This window comes from Glycomyces sp. TRM65418 (genome assembly GCF_019710475.1).
Taxonomy (GTDB): domain Bacteria; phylum Actinomycetota; class Actinomycetes; order Mycobacteriales; family Micromonosporaceae; genus Glycomyces.
This window is the reverse complement of the sequence record NZ_JAJFAX010000003.1, coordinates 277,757-292,603: the sequence shown is the minus strand read 5'-3', so window position 1 is coordinate 292,603 and position 14,847 is coordinate 277,757. Positions and strand designations below refer to the sequence as shown.

14 protein-coding genes are annotated in these 14,847 nt (G+C 71.3%); 6 read left to right on the top strand and 8 right to left on the bottom strand.

Features of this window, described 5'->3' with window-relative positions:
• Nucleotides 1–43: 43 nt before the first annotated feature.
• The 3 genes from K3N28_RS09390 to K3N28_RS09380 form a co-directional block, all read right to left on the bottom strand.
• Nucleotides 44–1,387 carry a UDP-N-acetylglucosamine 1-carboxyvinyltransferase gene (locus tag K3N28_RS09390; RefSeq protein ID WP_228092234.1) on the bottom strand — a complete coding sequence of 448 codons (1,344 nt, stop codon included), beginning with the start codon at nucleotides 1,385–1,387 and terminating at the stop codon, nucleotides 44–46.
• A gap of 79 nt (nucleotides 1,388–1,466) precedes the next feature.
• Nucleotides 1,467–2,411 carry a LysR family transcriptional regulator gene (locus tag K3N28_RS09385; RefSeq protein ID WP_228092233.1) on the bottom strand — a complete coding sequence of 315 codons (945 nt, stop codon included), beginning with the start codon at nucleotides 2,409–2,411 and terminating at the stop codon, nucleotides 1,467–1,469.
• Between the two features lie 178 nt (nucleotides 2,412–2,589).
• Nucleotides 2,590–2,841, bottom strand: a complete 252-nt coding sequence (locus K3N28_RS09380) for a hypothetical protein (RefSeq protein WP_228092232.1) — start codon at nucleotides 2,839–2,841, stop codon at nucleotides 2,590–2,592.
• A gap of 49 nt (nucleotides 2,842–2,890) precedes the next feature.
• On the opposite strand from K3N28_RS09380, the gene K3N28_RS09375 reads away from it, so the two are divergent.
• From K3N28_RS09375 to K3N28_RS09360, 4 genes are read left to right on the top strand one after another with little or no spacing between them, the layout of a single operon-like run.
• The gene (locus K3N28_RS09375) at nucleotides 2,891–3,283 is read left to right on the top strand and encodes a hypothetical protein (RefSeq protein WP_228092452.1); all 393 of its coding nucleotides are present in this window, start codon (nucleotides 2,891–2,893) and stop codon (nucleotides 3,281–3,283) included.
• Between the two features lie 26 nt (nucleotides 3,284–3,309).
• Nucleotides 3,310–3,957 carry a response regulator transcription factor gene (locus tag K3N28_RS09370; RefSeq protein ID WP_228092231.1) on the top strand — a complete coding sequence of 216 codons (648 nt, stop codon included), beginning with the start codon at nucleotides 3,310–3,312 and terminating at the stop codon, nucleotides 3,955–3,957.
• A gap of 6 nt (nucleotides 3,958–3,963) precedes the next feature.
• The gene (locus tag K3N28_RS09365; protein WP_228092230.1) at nucleotides 3,964–4,575 is read left to right on the top strand and encodes a YigZ family protein; all 612 of its coding nucleotides are present in this window, start codon (nucleotides 3,964–3,966) and stop codon (nucleotides 4,573–4,575) included.
• A 31-nt stretch (nucleotides 4,576–4,606) separates the two neighbouring features.
• Nucleotides 4,607–5,575, top strand: a complete 969-nt coding sequence (locus K3N28_RS09360; RefSeq protein WP_228092229.1) for a family 43 glycosylhydrolase — start codon at nucleotides 4,607–4,609, stop codon at nucleotides 5,573–5,575.
• Here K3N28_RS09360 and arfB read toward each other — a convergent pair.
• Genes arfB through K3N28_RS09335 form a run of 5 tightly spaced genes read right to left on the bottom strand, consistent with a single transcriptional unit; the run spans nucleotide 5,572 to nucleotide 11,600 of the window.
• Entirely contained in the window at nucleotides 5,572–5,991 is a 420-nt protein-coding gene (gene arfB, locus K3N28_RS09355; protein ID WP_374209729.1) for an alternative ribosome rescue aminoacyl-tRNA hydrolase ArfB, read from the bottom strand. The genes K3N28_RS09360 and arfB overlap by 4 nt on opposite strands.
• A 9-nt stretch (nucleotides 5,992–6,000) precedes the next feature.
• A complete protein-coding gene (locus K3N28_RS09350; RefSeq protein ID WP_228092228.1) occupies nucleotides 6,001–7,047 on the bottom strand; it encodes a hypothetical protein in 1,047 nt (348 codons plus the stop codon).
• 39 nt (nucleotides 7,048–7,086) lie between these two features.
• Nucleotides 7,087–8,205, bottom strand: coding sequence for a hypothetical protein (locus K3N28_RS09345; protein WP_228092227.1), 1,119 nt, complete (start codon nucleotides 8,203–8,205; stop codon nucleotides 7,087–7,089).
• Between the two features lie 43 nt (nucleotides 8,206–8,248).
• Nucleotides 8,249–10,744, bottom strand: coding sequence for a DEAD/DEAH box helicase (locus tag K3N28_RS09340; RefSeq protein ID WP_374209728.1), 2,496 nt, complete (start codon nucleotides 10,742–10,744; stop codon nucleotides 8,249–8,251).
• Nucleotides 10,745–10,799: 55 nt separating this feature from the next.
• Nucleotides 10,800–11,600 carry an exodeoxyribonuclease III gene (locus K3N28_RS09335; protein ID WP_228092225.1) on the bottom strand — a complete coding sequence of 267 codons (801 nt, stop codon included), beginning with the start codon at nucleotides 11,598–11,600 and terminating at the stop codon, nucleotides 10,800–10,802.
• 113 nt (nucleotides 11,601–11,713) lie between these two features.
• Here K3N28_RS09335 and K3N28_RS09330 point away from each other — a divergent pair, with 113 nt between their 5' ends.
• Nucleotides 11,714–13,984, top strand: coding sequence for a hypothetical protein (locus K3N28_RS09330; RefSeq protein ID WP_228092224.1), 2,271 nt, complete (start codon nucleotides 11,714–11,716; stop codon nucleotides 13,982–13,984).
• A 55-nt stretch (nucleotides 13,985–14,039) separates the two neighbouring features.
• Complete coding sequence (locus K3N28_RS09325; protein WP_228092223.1) at nucleotides 14,040–14,819, top strand: exodeoxyribonuclease III; 780 nt, start codon at nucleotides 14,040–14,042, stop codon at nucleotides 14,817–14,819.
• The last annotated feature ends 28 nt before the right edge of the window (nucleotides 14,820–14,847 follow it).

Sequence of the window (14,847 nt, the reverse complement as noted above, 5' to 3'; positions counted from 1 at the left end):
GAAGTGTCACATACGAGCGGCGGCTCCGCCCGCGTCCGGTGTGTCAGAAGGGTTCGATGCGGGCGCCGAGGTGCTGGAGGCGTTCGGCGAGCTGTTCGTAGCCGCGGTGGATGACGTCGACGTGGCGCAGTTCCGAGGTGCCCTGGGCGCGGAGCATCGCCAGGAGGAGCACTGCGGCGGGGCGCAGTGCGGGTGGGCAGAGGACTTCGGCGCCGGACCACTGCACCGGTCCTTCGACGTGGAGGCGGTGGGGGTCGAGCAGTCGTACTTTGGCGCCGAGGCGGTTGAGTTCGGTGAGGTAGATCGCGCGGTTCTCGTACACCCAGTCGTGGATCATGGTGGAGCCCTTGGCGCAGGAGCCGATGAGGGCGAAGAAGGGCAGGTTGTCGATGTTGAGTCCGGGGAAGGGCATGGGGTGGATCTTGTCGGCGGCGGCGTGCAGCGGTGAGGGGTGGACGGTGAGGTCGACGAGTCGGGTGCGGCCGTTGGCGGCGAGGTATTCGGGGCTCTTGGAGTAGGCCAGGCCCATCTCTTCGGCGAGGGCGAGTTCGATCTCGACGAATTCGATGGGGGTGCGGCGGACGGTGATCTCGGATTCGGTGGCGATGGCGGCGGTGACGAGGCTCCAGGCTTCGATGGGGTCCTCGGAGGGGGCGTAGTCGACGGGGGTGTCGAGGATCTCGCGGCCGTGGACGGTGAGGGTGGTGGTGCCGATGCCGTCGATGCGGACGCCGAGTCGTTCGAGGTACCAGCACAGGTCTTGGACCTGGTAGTTGCTGGAGGCGTTGCGGATGACGGTGACGTCGGGGAAGCGGGCGGCGGCGGTGAGGGCGTTGGCGGTGACGGTGTCGCCGCGTTCGGTCAGGACGATGGTGCCGGGCGGTTCGACGTGTTCTTTGACGGAGGCGCGGTAGCAGCCGTGGGAGCGTTCGACGGAGAGGCCGAAGCGGCGCAGGGCGGTGAGGTGGGGTTCGACGGTGCGGTCGCCGAGTTGGCAGCCGCCGGCGAAGGGCAGCTCGAATTCGGGGTGGTCGTGCAGGAGCGGGCCGAGGAACATGATGATCGTTCGGGTGCGGCGGGCGGCGTCGGCGTCGATGCTGGTGAGGTCGAGGCGTTCGGGCGGGTGGATCTCCAGGTCTTGGCCGCGCCACTGGTGGTGGACGCCGATGCTCTCCAGGACGCGGAGGATGCGGTTGATCTCCTCGATGCGCGCGATGCGGCGCAGGACGGTGGGGCCGCGGTTGAGCAGGCTGGCGCACAGCAGGGCGACGCCGGCGTTCTTGGAGGTCTTGACGTCGATGGATCCGGCCAGTTCGGTGCCGCCGTGGATGCGGAGGTGGCGGGGCGCGGGTGAGGCGGTGTCGCTGTGGCTGGCGTGGTCGGACATGCGGACAGCGTAACGGAGTTCAGTGTCCAGTGAGGGCGATCGCGCGCACCGGTCGGCGCAGGTCAGTACCGGTGACGGCTTACGAATCCGTTTCAGGTTCAGGGAGGGGGCCGATGCCCTCGGCGGCGCGGATGAGTTCCTGGAGGAGTTCCATGACGGCCGCGACGGCCGGGCGGCGGGCGCCGCCGCGCAGCGTCACGGCCCGGAAGTGGCGGAACGGCGTGAAGGGCCCGGAGACGGGCACGCGCACGAGGTCGAGGTGGTGGGGCAGGTCGACCAGGCGCGGGATGAGGGCGACGCCCATGCCGTGGGCGACCATGACGGCGATGACGTTCCATTCGCGGGCCTCGCCGGTGACGGTCGGCCGGAACCCGGCGTTGGAGCACGCGGTGAGGACGTGGCGGCGGTGCATGGAGCCGGGGACGCCGAGGATCCACGGTTCGCGTTCGAGGTCGCGCAGGTCGGCCTTCTCGGCCTTGCCGCACCAGTGGCCGCCGGGGACGACGAGGTCGAACGGGTCGTTGAAGACGGTCTGGGCGTCGAAGCGGATGTCCTCGGGGGGCGGGTTGTCGGGGGTGGCCTCCACGAGGGCGAGGTCGGCCTCGCCGGCGAAGAGCAGGTCGAAGCTCTCGGAGGCCTCGGCCTCGCGCAGCCGCAGTTCCAGCGCGGGGTGGCGGGTGCGGGCGGTCTCGACCAGCGGCGCTAGGAGCGTCGCGATGGCGGTGGGAAAGCCGCAGAGGCGCAGCAGCCCCGAGGGTTCGCCCTCGGTCGCCTGGAGTTCGGCCTCGGCGAGGCGCCACATGGCCTCGATGGCGTCGATGTGGGCGATGAGGACGTGTGCCGCCGACGACAGGCGGACGCCGCGGCCGACGGGTTCGAGGAGCGGGACGCCGAGGTCCTTGGTGAGGAGCCGGATCTGCTGCGAGGCGGCGGAGGTGGACATGTGCAGGGCTTTCGCCGCGCCGGAGACGGTGCCGTGGTGGGCGATCGCCCGCAGCACGTGCAGTCGTCTGAGGTCGATCACGTGTGGTCTCCATCCCTTAAGCGTTCGCTTCACGATGAGTTTCGCAAACTCGGGCGGCCGGGGTCTTGTAGCCCGTGCGAATGGGACCTTAACCTCGATAGTGAGCGCGGAACAGTGCGCGGTGTTCGCCCGGAGCGACATCGGCTCGTGCTCGTCCCTGAGATTCCCGATGCCTTTGTTAGGAGGACGCGGTCATGCAGTGCTGCCCGTTTTGCGGTTGGCCCGACGACGATCCGGTGACGACCGTCTCGCGGCATCGCAGTCCGTCGGGCGTGACGGTCTGGACGCGCTGCATCTGCGGCTCGTTGCAGACGCGCGTGCGGCGCGGGGCGGCGTTCGAGGTCTGCGCGCGGAGCAGACCGGCCGGCCATCCGGCCACTACCGCGTAAACCCACCCGGTTTTCATTGCTTCTTTTTTCTCCGCGCCCATCGGGCGCGGGCTTCTTCCTGCCTGCCATCGTGACCATTGAGGATCTGTCGTGCACGACTTCGACCTGCGTATCATGCTCCAGCTCTGCGGGGCCTTCCTGTACATCACCAACTACCTGCTCGTGCAGACCCACCGGATCCAGGCGACGAAGCCGGCCTCGCTGGGCCTGGTGGTCTCGGCGTGCGCGATCCTGCTGAGCGCGGCCGTCATCGGCCACGACTACGGGCTCATCCTCCTGGAAGGCACCTGGCTGGTCCTGGTGTCGACCACGATCGTGATCCGCCGGCGCGCTGCGGCGCGCAAGGCGGTGCTGGAGCGCGAGGCGCTGCTGTCGGCGGTGGAGCGGGTGCGTGTCGAGCCTGCGGCGGAGTCGGATGTGGCGCCGGCGCCGGCGGAGCCGGTGGTGGCGCGGGAGCGTGAACTGGCGGGCGCGGCGGCGTAGTGTCGGCGGGCGGTTAGGCTCGGGGCGTGGCTATTCGAGTGCTGATCGCAGACGACCAGGAGATGGTCCGGGCTGGGTTCCGGGCCATCGTCGACGCCCAGCCCGATATGGAGGTGGTGGCGGATGCTCCTGATGGGGTGGTGGCGGTCGCGGAGGCGCGTCGGTTGAAGCCGGACGTGTGTTTGTTCGACATCCGGATGCCGCGTCTGGACGGGTTGGAGGCGACGCGGACGCTGTTGGCGGGGGCGAACGGGACGGGTCCGCGGATCGTGGTGGTGACCACGTTCGACACCGATGAGTACGTGTACGGGGCGTTGCGGTCGGGTGCGACGGGGTTCTTGTTGAAGGATTCGGGTCCGACGCTGCTGGTGGAGGCGGTTCGTGCGGCGGCGAGCGGGGAGTCGTTGATCTCGCCGTCGGTGACGGTGCGGTTGTTGGAGCGGTTGACCGAGCCGGTGGCGTCGGGGCCGAAGGCGGTCGAGGTGTTGACCGAGCGCGAGTTGGACGTGGTGGAGTTGGCGGCGCGCGGGAAGACGAACGCGGAGATCGCCGAGGCGTTGTTCGTGTCGGTGTCGACGGTGAAGACGCATCTGGAGGCGGTGCGGGCGAAGCTCGGGGTCCGCAATCGGGTGGGGATCGCGGCGTGGGCGTGGGAGCACGGGGTGGTGGGCTGACCGGTCGTGCATACCGTCGCTGTCGCCGAGTCGTCGCATGAGATCGTGGTGGAACGGTCTCGGTTCGTGTGCACGCTGTATCGGGTGGGGTCCGATGCGGAGGCGCGGGAGCGGATCGGTGCGCATCGCCGGGCGTATTGGGGGGCGAGTCACCACTGCACGGCGTATGTGCTCGATGAGGGTCGGATCGCTCGGTCCAATGACGACGGGGAGCCTGCCGGGACGGCGGGTGCGCCGATGTTGGAGGTGCTGCGCGGGCGGGATCTCACGGAGGTGCTGGCGGTGGTGACGCGGTATTTCGGCGGGGTGAAGCTCGGGGCGGGCGGTCTGGTGCGCGCGTACGGGTCGGCGGTGTCGGCGGCGGTGGAGGCGGCCGGGACGGTGGTGGTGGCGGTGTGGCCGCGGTTGTCGGTGCGGGTGGCGTACGGTCTGGCGGGGAGCATCGAGGGGCTGCTGCGGTTGCGTGAGGATGTGCGGCTGGTGGAGGTGGCGTTCGGTCCGGCGGTGGTGTTCGATCTGGCGTGTGCGGATGCGGAGTTGCTGGTGGGCTGGTTGGCGTCGCAGACGGCGGGGGCGGCGGAGGTCGAGCCGGCGGGGTCGCTGCGGGTGGAGTTGTAGGGTTTCTCTGGGATCAATGAAAGGCAGTGCGATGACCCGACCGATTGTTACCGATAACTTCCCGAATCCGTTCATTCTCGAACGCGCCGATCCGCAGATCGTGCGCCACACCGACGGCCGCTGGTACTTCACGGCGACGGTCCCGGCGTACGACCGGATCGTGCTGCGCGGGGCCGACGCCCTCGCGGGGCTGCGCGACGCCGAGGAGACCACGATCTGGGTCCGGCACCCCGAGGGCCCGATGGGCTCGCACATCTGGGCGCCGGAACTGCACTGGGTCGACGGCGCCTGGTACGTGTACTTCGCCGCCGGGGAGGCGGACTCGGCGACCGCCGACGTGTGGCGCATCCGCATGTACGTCCTGGAGAACCGGAGCCCGAACCCCCTCGAAGGCACGTGGACCGAGCGGGGCCAGATCCAGACCCCGATCGACTCGTTCTCCCTCGACGCGACCACGTTCGCCCACGGCGGCCGGCGCTTCCTGTGCTGGGCGCAGCACAACCCGGCCCTGCCGGGCACGAACACGAGCCTGTACCTGGCCGAGCTCGCGAACCCGTGGACCATCGCGGGGGAGCCGGTGGAGCTCAGCCGGCCGGAGCTGGACTGGGAGACGGTCCGCTTCGCCGTCAACGAGGGCCCGTACGCGCTGGTGCGCAACGGGAAGGTCTTCATCACCTACTCGGCGGCCGGGACCGGGGCCGAGTACTGCGTCGGCCTCCTGAGCGCCGACGCGGACGCGGACCTGCTCGACCCGGCGTCCTGGTCCAAGAGCCCGAAGCCGGTGTTCACCACCAGTGAGGCCAACGGGATCTACGGGCCGGGGCACAACGCCTTCACCGTCGACGAGGAGGGCCGGGACGTGCTGGTCTTCCATGCCCGCTCGTACGCGGAGATCGTCGGCGACCCGCTGGACAACCCCGACCGGCACTGCCGTCTCCAGTACTTCGGCTGGAACGCGGACGGCACCCCCGACTTCGGGGAGCCCTTGCCGGAGCGTTAGTCGTCGGTGCTGCGGCGCAGTTTCTTGACGCTCGATCGGCGGCGCTTGTCCTCCAGGCGCCGCCGTTTCGCGCCCTTGGAGGGCTTGCGGGCTTTGCGCGGGGGCGGCGGCGCGGCGATCGCGCGTCGCAGCAGCTCGCCGAGGCGCTCGGCGGCGGCTTCGCGGTTGCGCAGCTGGGAGCGGAACTCCGAGGCCGCGACCACCACCGTCCCCTCCACCACCCGGTCGCCCAGGCGGGCGAGCGCGCGTTCGACGAGCGCGGGCGGGAGGGCTTTGGTGCGGGCGAGGTCGAAGACCAGTTCGACGCGGGAGTCGGTGGTATTGACGCCTTGGCCGCCGGGCCCGGAGGAGCGGGAGAAGCGCCAGCGGATCTCGCTGTCGGGGACGGCGTACTGGTCGGTGATCGGGACGGGCATGGTGTGCTTTCAGGTCTGGAGTGCGGTGCGGGCCCAGCGGACGAGCATCGCGAGGATCGGGCGGCGGCGTTCGAGGATGCGGGCGTCGTCGGTTTCGGTGTCGTAGTCGGCGCTGGCGGTGGAGTGCCCGGCGGCGAGGCGGGTGAGCATCGCAGGGGCGAGCCAACAGTACTTGGCGGCGCCGGTGGCGGCGATGGCCGTTCGGGTGGCGGCCTCGTCGGCGTATCCGGCTTCGCGGAGTCCGGTGAGGTAGGCGTCGGTGAGGAGGGTTTCGGTCTCGGCGAGGCGGTGGACGGGTTGGAGGCCGTCGAAGAAGGTGTCGGCGATGAGGTTGGCGAGGTCTTCGCCGATGGCGGCGCGGCCGGTGAAAGCCCAGTCGAGGAGGACGGGTTCGTCGCCGCGTCGGATGAGGTTCATGGGCCAGACGTCGAGGTGGCCGGTGGTGTGGGGCAGGGCTTCGGCGAGGTCGAACAGGTCGGTGCGGCGTTCCCAGATCAGGCGCAGGCCTTGGCGGATCGGGTCGGGCCAGTGGGCGGCGGCGATCGGGTGGTCCCAGGGGATGGGGGTGTAGTCGAGGCGGCCGGCGTATTGGCGTAGGAACTGTCGGGAATGCCAGGGCTGGTCGGGGGTTGCGGCGTGTCGGGCTTGGGTGGTGCCGAGGCGGTGGGCGAAGTCGGCGAGCATCGGCAGGGTCCAGTGGCGGCCGTGGGTGCCGTCGACGGCTTCGAGCCAGAGTTCGAGGCTGCCGTCGGGGCGTTCGCCGTGGGCGAGCAGCGCTGGGGCGCCGATGCCGGTGTCGCGGCCGTAGGCGTGGGCGAAGCCGGTGGTGTAGGCGTGGTGTTCGCGGCGCCAGTGGTTCCAGTGCCGGGGGTCGTCGGAGGCGGCCCAGTGGGCGTGGCCGCCGCTGCCGGGGGTGAGGTGCTTGAGGATCGCGTCGCCGCCGGGTCCGGTGACCCGCCAGATGCCGCCGGTGGCCTGGTTGCCGGTGTTGTGCTGGAGGACCGTGGCGGTGTGGATCGGGGTGCCGATGGGGGAGTGGTAGAGGTCGGGGAGCATCCGCCTGATTCTGCCATCCGGGTCTCGGCGGGGCGGCCTTCACCGGTCGGGGTCGAGGAGTTCGCTCATCCATTCGCCGGCGGTGCCGTTGTTCTTCAGGTAGTGCGGGTCCGTGTGGGTGTCGGTGGTGCAGTGATCGAGGTCGGTGTCGCAGGAGCGGAGGTCGACGGCGACGGCGGTGCGGATCGGTTGCGGGTCGCGGGTGGCGGCGTTGTACTGGGCCCAGCCGGTGAGGGCGGCCGGTGCGTGCTGTTCGAACGGTTCGGCGGTGATCAGGTGTCCGTTGCCGTGGCGGTGTTGGCTGATCGGCGTACAGGCGAGGGTCCGCAGTCGGCCGGGGGTGGGTTCGGCCCAGGCGGGTGAGGCGACGGGTTCGGGGACTTCCCTGGTCAGGCCGACTGCAGGGTAGCCGGTGTCGAGATGGGAGTCGTCGAGCATGAGGTTGACGGCGGCGTTGTCGCAGCCGGGTTCGGTGGCGCCCAGGTAGGGCTCGGTGATGTTGGGTCCCCAGAGGGCCGACTCGTAGGCGTTGCCGGTGTCGTGGCCCAGACCGTAGTAGTCGATGAGGGTGGGTCGGGCGCGGTCGGGCGGATCGACGTTGGCGGTCTGGGTGAGGAACAGGTGGTCGGGTCTCCATGCGTCTTCGGCGACGGCGCTGTGGTCGGGGGCGCGGTGCTGGTCGGTTCTGGTGCAGGTCTGGAGACTGGTGCTGGGGTGGTGCTCCGGGGTCGTGAGGACTGCGCTGACACATCCGGTGCCTGGTGCGGTGGTCGTATCGGTGGCGATGCCGAGGCGGAGCCCGCTGCCGTAGGCGTCGGTATAGGCCTCGACGCGCACGTGGGGGATCGACACCGATGCGTCCCAGACCAGGAGCAGGATCATGTCGTCGACTGCGAGCATCGCCGACTCGATGTCGGTGATGTCGTGCAGGCCTTCGGCCGCGGTGGCGGCGTTGTCCACGTCCGGGGCGGCCTCCAGTTCGGCCGTGTCCCAGTCGTACTGCTCGCTCGTGCCCGGGAGGAGACCCCGGGCGGTGTCTCCGAGCGCGGTCCAGTCGGTGTTCCAGGCCGTCAGGGCCAGCGCCGCGGCGAGGACGGCGGTCCAGCGGGCCCGTGTCGGCGGTCCGTGGAGGGCGTCGGCGGGGAGGAGTCGGGGCATGCGGTGATGCTATCGATCCTCGGGTCCGGTGGGGGGTGGTGCGTTAGTCGGTGAAGTCGTCGACGGTGATGACGACGGCGCCGGCTTCGTCGGAGGCGTCGAGGTCGACGGTGAAGGTGATGGCCCAGTCGCAGTCGCCGGCGGGGTCGTCGATGGTCTGGCGGACGGTCCAGGTGCGGCCGGTCTTCTCGATGTGGAGGAGTTCGCCGCCGCGGGCGGCGCCGGTGGTGCCGATGTCGTCGTGGGCGGCGAAGTACCGCTCCAGGGCGGCGTCCCATTTGGCGGCGGGCCAGCCGGTTTCGAGGGCGGCGAGGGCTTCGGGGCGGTCGGCGGCGGCGAATTCGACGTGGCGGAAGGCGGCGTTGCGGACGGCGATGGTGAAGGCGCGTTCGTTGTCGGTGAAGGCGCGGGCGGGGCGGCCGGTGTCGATGTCGTCGTCGTCTTCGGCGGGGTTGGTGAGCTGTTCCCATTCGTTGATGAGCGAGGAGTCGGTCTGGCGGATGGTCTCGCCGAGCCAGGCGGTGAGGTCGTCGAGTTCGGGGCCGCCGGTGTCCTCGGGGAGGGTCTGGACGAGGGCCTTGTAGGCGCTGGAGAGGTAGCGCAGCAGGAGTCCTTCGCCGCGTTGGATGCCGTAGAGGCCGATGTACTCGCCGAAGGTCATGCGGCCCTCCCAGATCTCGCGGAGGATCGACTTGGGTTCGAGGCGGTAGTCGGCGGCCCACGGATGGCTGGTGCGGTAGGCGCTGAAGGCCTCTTCGAGGAGGTCCGCGAGGGGCTTGGGGTAGTCCACTTCGGTGTCTTCGAGCTGGTTCATGCGGTCGTAGTAGTCGAGGCCGTCGGCTTTCATGGCCTCGATCGCGGCGCCTTTGGCCTTGTTGCGCTGCGCGGCCAGGATCTGGCCGGGGCCTTCGAGGGTCGCCTCGACGATGGAGACGACGTCCATGGCGTACTCGTCCGACTCCGGGTCCAGCAGCTCCAGGGCCGCCAGCGCGAAGGGGGCGAGGGGCTGGTTGAGGGCGAAGTGGTCGGGCATGTCGACGGTGAGTTTGACGTTGCCGCCGTCGATGAGGATGATGCCGGCGTCGCGGAGGGTGCGGGCGATGGTGAGGGCGGTGCGGGCCATCTTGAGTTGGGTGGGGCGGTCGGCGTGGGAGTCCTCGATGAGGGTGCGGACGTGGTCGAAGGTGTTGCCGGGCCTGGCGAGGAGGTTGATGAGCATGGCGTGGGTCATGCGCATGCGCGACTGCAGGGGTTCGGGCGGGGCGTCGGCGAGGCCGGTGAAGGTCTCCTCGGACCAGCCGACGAAGCCTTCGGGGGCTTTCTTCTTGGCCATCTTCTTGCGTTTTTTGGGGTCGAGGCCGAATTTCTGCTGGGCCTTCTCGTTTTCGATGACGTGGTCGGGGGCTTGGCAGACGACGAAGCCTTCGGTGTCGAATCCGGCGCGGCCGGCGCGGCCGGCGATCTGGTGGAATTCGCGGGCGCGGAGGCGGCGGGTGCGGCGGCCGTCGTATTTGGCGAGGCCGGTGAAGACGACGGTGCGGATGGGGACGTTGATGCCGACGCCGAGGGTGTCGGTGCCGCAGATGATCTTGAGGAGGCCTTGTTGGGCGAGGCGTTCGACGAGGCGGCGGTATTTGGGGAGCATGCCGGCGTGGTGGACGCCGATGCCGGCGCGGACGAGGCGGGCGAGGGTCTGGCCGAACTTGGTGGTGAAGCGGAAGCCGCCGAGGGCGGCGGCGATGGCGGTCTTGGCGTTCTTGTCGACGAGGTTGAGGCTGGAGAGCGCTTGGGCGGTGTCGAGGGCGGCGGCCTGGGTGAAGTGGACGATGTAGGCGGGGGCGCGGTGCTGGTCGACGAGGTTCTCGACGGTCTCGTGGAGGGGGGTTTTGCGGTATTCGTAGTGGAGGGGGACGGGGCGGGTGGCGGAGGCGATGAGGGCGGTTTCGCGGCCGGTGCGGCGGGTGAGGTCCTGTTCGAAGAACTCGGTGTCGCCGAGGGTGGCGGACATGAGGGTGAACTGGGCGCGGCGCAGTTCGAGGAGGGGCACCTGCCAGGCCCAGCCGCGGTCGGGTTCGGCGTAGAAGTGGAATTCGTCGGCGACGACGGAGTCGCAGTCGAGGGCGGCGCCTTCGCGGAGGGCGAGGTTGGCGAGGATTTCGGCGGTGCAGCAGATGAGGGGCGCGTCGGGGTTGACGGCGGCGTCGCCGGTGAGCATGCCGACGTTGTCGTGGCCGAACTGTGCGCACAGTTCGAAGAACTTCTCGGACACGAGGGCTTTGATGGGGGCGGTGTAGAAGGAGGTGCGCTGGTTGGCGAGGGCGTTGAAGTGCGCGGCGGCGGCGATCAGCGACTTCCCGGAGCCGGTGGGGGTGGCGATGACGGTGTTCTGGCCGGTGCAGATCGCGAGGAGGGCCTCTTCCTGGTGCTCGTAGAGGACGATCCCGGTGTCCTCGGCCCACTGGGCGAAGGCCGTGTAGACGTCGTCGGGTTCGGGCGCGTTCGAGGCGGGCAGGTAGTCGATGAGGCTCACGGGGTTCAATGGTGCCCGCTGCGGTGGCCGGTCGGCCAGCCGGGGGGTGGTGTCGTTGGACCGGTCAGGCGTCGTAGGTCACCAGGACGGGGGCGTGGTCGGACCAGCGCTGGTCGTGGGCGGGGGCGCGGTCGACCCAGGCTTTGGTGGCCTTGGCGGCGAGGCCGGCGGTGGCGACGTGGAGGTCGATGCGCCAGCCGGCGTCGTTGTCGAAGGCGCGGCCGCGGTAGGACCACCACGAGTAGGGGCCTTCGGTGTCGGGATGGAGGGCGCGGACGACGTCGACGAAGGTGCCGGTGCTGTAGAGGCGGGTGAGCCATGCGCGTTCGGCGGGGAGGAATCCGGCGGTCTTCTTGTTGGATTTCCAGTTCTTGAGGTCGGCTTCGGCGTGGGCGATGTTCCAGTCGCCGCAGACGAGGAGTTCGCGGCCGTCGGCGGCGGCTTTGGCGGCCGCGGCGGTCAGGTAGTCGGCGAAGGCGGCCATGAACCGTTCCTTCTCGGCCTGCCGGGGGGTGTCGGTCTCGCCGGAGGGCAGGTAGAGGCTGGCGACGGTGAGGCCGGGGAGGTCGGTCTCGGCGTAGCGGCCGGAGCCGTCGAACTCGTCGGCGCCGAAGCCGATGCGGGCGTCCTGGGGTTCGTCGCGGGTGAGGACGGCGACGCCGGCGCGGCCTTTCGCGGTCAGGGAGGGGGCGAGGTGCCAGTGCCAGCCGCCGGCGGCGAGGACCTCGTCGGGGATCTGGGTGCGGTCGGCGCGGACCTCTTGGAGCAGCACCACGTCCGCTTCGACCTGTTCGAGCCAGGGGATGATGCCCTTTTTGGCGGCGGCCCGGATGCCGTTGACGTTGGCGGTGGCGATGGTGCGCATCGCCTCACCATAACGCGTCCGCGGGCGCGCCCGCGGGGGCGGCGCGGCGGGGTGTGGCGCGGCTCCGGCGGGAGGGACCTGGCCCGGGGGCGGGGACCCCATAGACTACGGGCATGACATCGGTGGCGGGGGGACGCGGGTCCTGGGGCGGTTCGTGGCGTCGGGGGGCCGCTGCGGCGCTGGCGGTGGTCGGCGCGGTGCTGGCGATGCCGCCTGCGGGCGCGGCCGCCGCGGAGGAGGAGGCGGCGGGGATCATCGTCGTCGGCGTGCCGGGGCTGGCGTGGACCGACATCGACGCGGCGGTGACGCCGAATCTGTGGGCGATGGCCGGGTCGGGGGCGACCGCGGCGATGAGCGTGCGCACCATCGGGTCGTGGACGTGCCCGGAGGCGGGCTGGGTGAGCCTGGGCGCGGGCGAGCGGGCCGGCGGGGCGGCCCCGCGGGAGGCGCAGTGCGAGGCGCAGTCGGCGCTGCCGGCGCCGGTGGAGGACGACGGGGGCTGGCGCATCGAGGCGTGGGACGCGCTCGTGGACGCGAACGCGGCGTTCAACTACGGCGCCCGCCTCGGGTCGCTGGCGGACGCGCTGGCGGAGTCGGCGGCGGCGCAGCAGGAGGCCGCCGTGGAGGCCGAGACGAACGGCGACCCGGTGGTCGAACCGGACCCGGGCACGTGCGTGGCCGGGATCGGCGACGGCGGGGCGCTGGCCGCGGCCGACACCGAAGGGCGCATCACGTTCTGGGCGCCGGGGCTCGACGGGCTGGGGGCGGCCATGGCCGCGTGCGACGTCGTCATCGTCGACCCCGGGATCATCGTCGGCGACACCGCCGACAACGCCCCCGACACCGCCACCGACTACGACCAGCTCGGCCAGGACGACATCGACGTCGAGGCCAGTGCGGGGGCGAGCGAGGACGTCGGGGAGATCACGCCCGAGGCCGACCCGGTCCGGGCGCGCGCGGCCGCGGCGGTCGACGTCGCGGTCGGGACGGTCACGGCGGCGCTGCCCGAGGACTGGCGGCTCATCGTCGCCGGCATCAGCGATGCCGCCGCGCCCTCGTCGCTGCACCCGGTGCTGTACTCGGGCGCCGGGGTGGCGCCGGGGGACCTGACGTCGCCGGGCACGGGCCGCGAAGGGTACGTGCAGTTGGTCGACCTCACCGCGACCGCGCTCGCCGCCGTGGGCGCGGAGCTGCCGGCGGCGGTCGGGGGCGCGCCGATCACGGTCCTGCCCGACGAGGCCCGCACCAGCGGCGAGGCCGTCGCCGAAGGGATCGACGAGACCGCCGCGGCGGCCGCGGTCGACGACATCGGCTGGCGGTTCTACGCGGTCCTGTCCGGTGTGGGGATCATCGCGGTGGGGGCGGCCGTGTGGCTGGTGACCGGGCCCGACCGGTTCCGGGGCCCGGCGCGGACGGTGTGCGTGGCCGTGGCGGCGGTCCCGGTGGCCGGGGTCGCGGCCGGCATCCCGCCGTGGTGGCGATCCGACCACCCGGACCTGGTGTTCTGGGCGATCATCGCCGCCGGCGTGACGGCCCTGACCGTCGCGTCGTCGCTGCCGTGGACGCGGCGCGGAGTGCGGCCGACACTGATCGTCGCCGGGGCCGCGGCGGCGCTGATCGCCGTCGACCAGGTCTCGGGCGCGACGTGGCCGCTGCACACCCCCATGGGGTACACGGCGCAGGCCGGGGCCCGCTTCACGGGCCTGGGCAACTACGCCTTCAGCGTCTTCGCCGCCGCCGTGATCCTCCTGGTCGCGTTCCTACCGTGGCGGGGCCGCGCCCGCGTGTGGGGGCCCATCGCCATCGGCGTGGTCGCCGTCGTCATCGTCGGCGCCCCCACGCTGGGGCGGGACATGGGCGGGACGCTCACGCTCGTGGCCGCGGGGATCCTGTGCTGCCTGAAACTGTGGGGGCGGCGGCTCTCGCTGGGGTCGCTCGCGCTCGCCGGGGGCGCGGCGGTCGCCGTGTTCGCCATCGGCGGGGTCCTCGACTACCTGCGGCCCCAAGAGGACCAGACGCACCTGGGCCGGTTCGTCGGCTCGGTCCTGGACGGGTCCGCGACCGGGATCCTGCTGCGCAAGGCCGACGCCGCCGTCGGCACCATCGGCCGGCCGCTGACGTGGGTCGCGTTGGCGGCGATCATCGGCGCGGTCCACATCTGGCGCCGGCGCGCCCCGATCCGCTCGAACGAGGTGCAGGCCGCCGTCATCGGCCTCACCGCCGTCGCCGTCATCGGCGCGCTCGTCAACGACTCCGGCATCGCCGTGCCCGGGTTCGCCGTCACCATCGGCTTCGGGCTGCTGGCCGTGGCCGTCGGGCCCCGGCCGGCCGAGACGCCCCTGGCGGCCGAACCGGTCGCGGCCGGCGGCAGCGGACGGACCTGACCCGCGCACCCCCGGTCCGGCGACACCGCCGAGAGCGGCGGGTATCGTGAGGCCCATGCGCGTGGCCACGTGGAACATCAACTCGCTCAAAGCACGCCTCGAGAGGCTCCTGGCCTGGCTCGCCAGCCACGAGCCCGACGTGGTGTGCCTCCAAGAGCTCAAATGCGCCGACGCCGACGTCCCCCTCGACGCGCTCGCCGCCGCCGGCTACGAGACCGCCTCCTGGGGGCTGGGCCGCTGGAACGGCGTCGCGATCCTCTCCCGCGTGGGCCTGAGCGACGTCCGCCGCGGCATCGCCGACCAGCCCGCGTTCAACGGCGAGACCGAACCGCGCGCCATCACCGCCACCTGCGGGCCCCTGCGCGTCCAGAGCCTCTACGTGCCCAACGGCCGCGACGTCGACGACCCGCACTTCGCGTACAAGCTGGCGTTCCTCAAGGCGCTGGCCGCCGACGCCCGGGCCGACGCGGCCGGAGACCTGCCGTTCGCGGCCATGGGCGACTACAACATCTGCCCCACCGACGACGACGTCTGGGACGCGGACGCCTGGCCCGGCACCACCCACGTCACCCAGGCCGAACGCGACGCCCTCGACGCGGTCAAAGCCGCCGGCCTCGCCGACGTCCACCCCCGCGCCCTCAAATACGACCAGCCGTTCACGTTCTGGGACTACCGCAACCTCGACTTCCCCAAGAACCGCGGCATGCGCATCGACCTGGCTCTGGCCAACCCCGCCTTCCAGGCGGCGGTCACCGACGCCTTCGTCGACCGCAACGAACGCAAAGGCAAAGGCGCCTCCGACCACGCCCCCGTCGTGATCGACCTCGACCTGTAAACCCCGCGGCCTCCCTCAGGCCGCCCGA

Coding starts and splice junctions, on each gene's coding strand:
- K3N28_RS09390 (WP_228092234.1), bottom strand. CDS start 1,387: ATGTCCGACCACGCCAGCCACAGCGACACCGCCTCACCCGCGCCCCGC.
- K3N28_RS09380 (WP_228092232.1), bottom strand. CDS start 2,841: ATGGGCGCGGAGAAAAAAGAAGCAATGAAAACCGGGTGGGTTTACGCG.
- K3N28_RS09360 (WP_228092229.1), top strand. CDS start 4,607: ATGACCCGACCGATTGTTACCGATAACTTCCCGAATCCGTTCATTCTC.
- arfB (WP_374209729.1), bottom strand. CDS start 5,991: ATGCCCGTCCCGATCACCGACCAGTACGCCGTCCCCGACAGCGAGATC.
- K3N28_RS09350 (WP_228092228.1), bottom strand. CDS start 7,047: ATGCTCCCCGACCTCTACCACTCCCCCATCGGCACCCCGATCCACACC.
- K3N28_RS09345 (WP_228092227.1), bottom strand. CDS start 8,205: ATGCCCCGACTCCTCCCCGCCGACGCCCTCCACGGACCGCCGACACGG.
- K3N28_RS09335 (WP_228092225.1), bottom strand. CDS start 11,600: ATGCGCACCATCGCCACCGCCAACGTCAACGGCATCCGGGCCGCCGCC.
- K3N28_RS09330 (WP_228092224.1), top strand. CDS start 11,714: ATGACATCGGTGGCGGGGGGACGCGGGTCCTGGGGCGGTTCGTGGCGT.
- K3N28_RS09325 (WP_228092223.1), top strand. CDS start 14,040: ATGCGCGTGGCCACGTGGAACATCAACTCGCTCAAAGCACGCCTCGAG.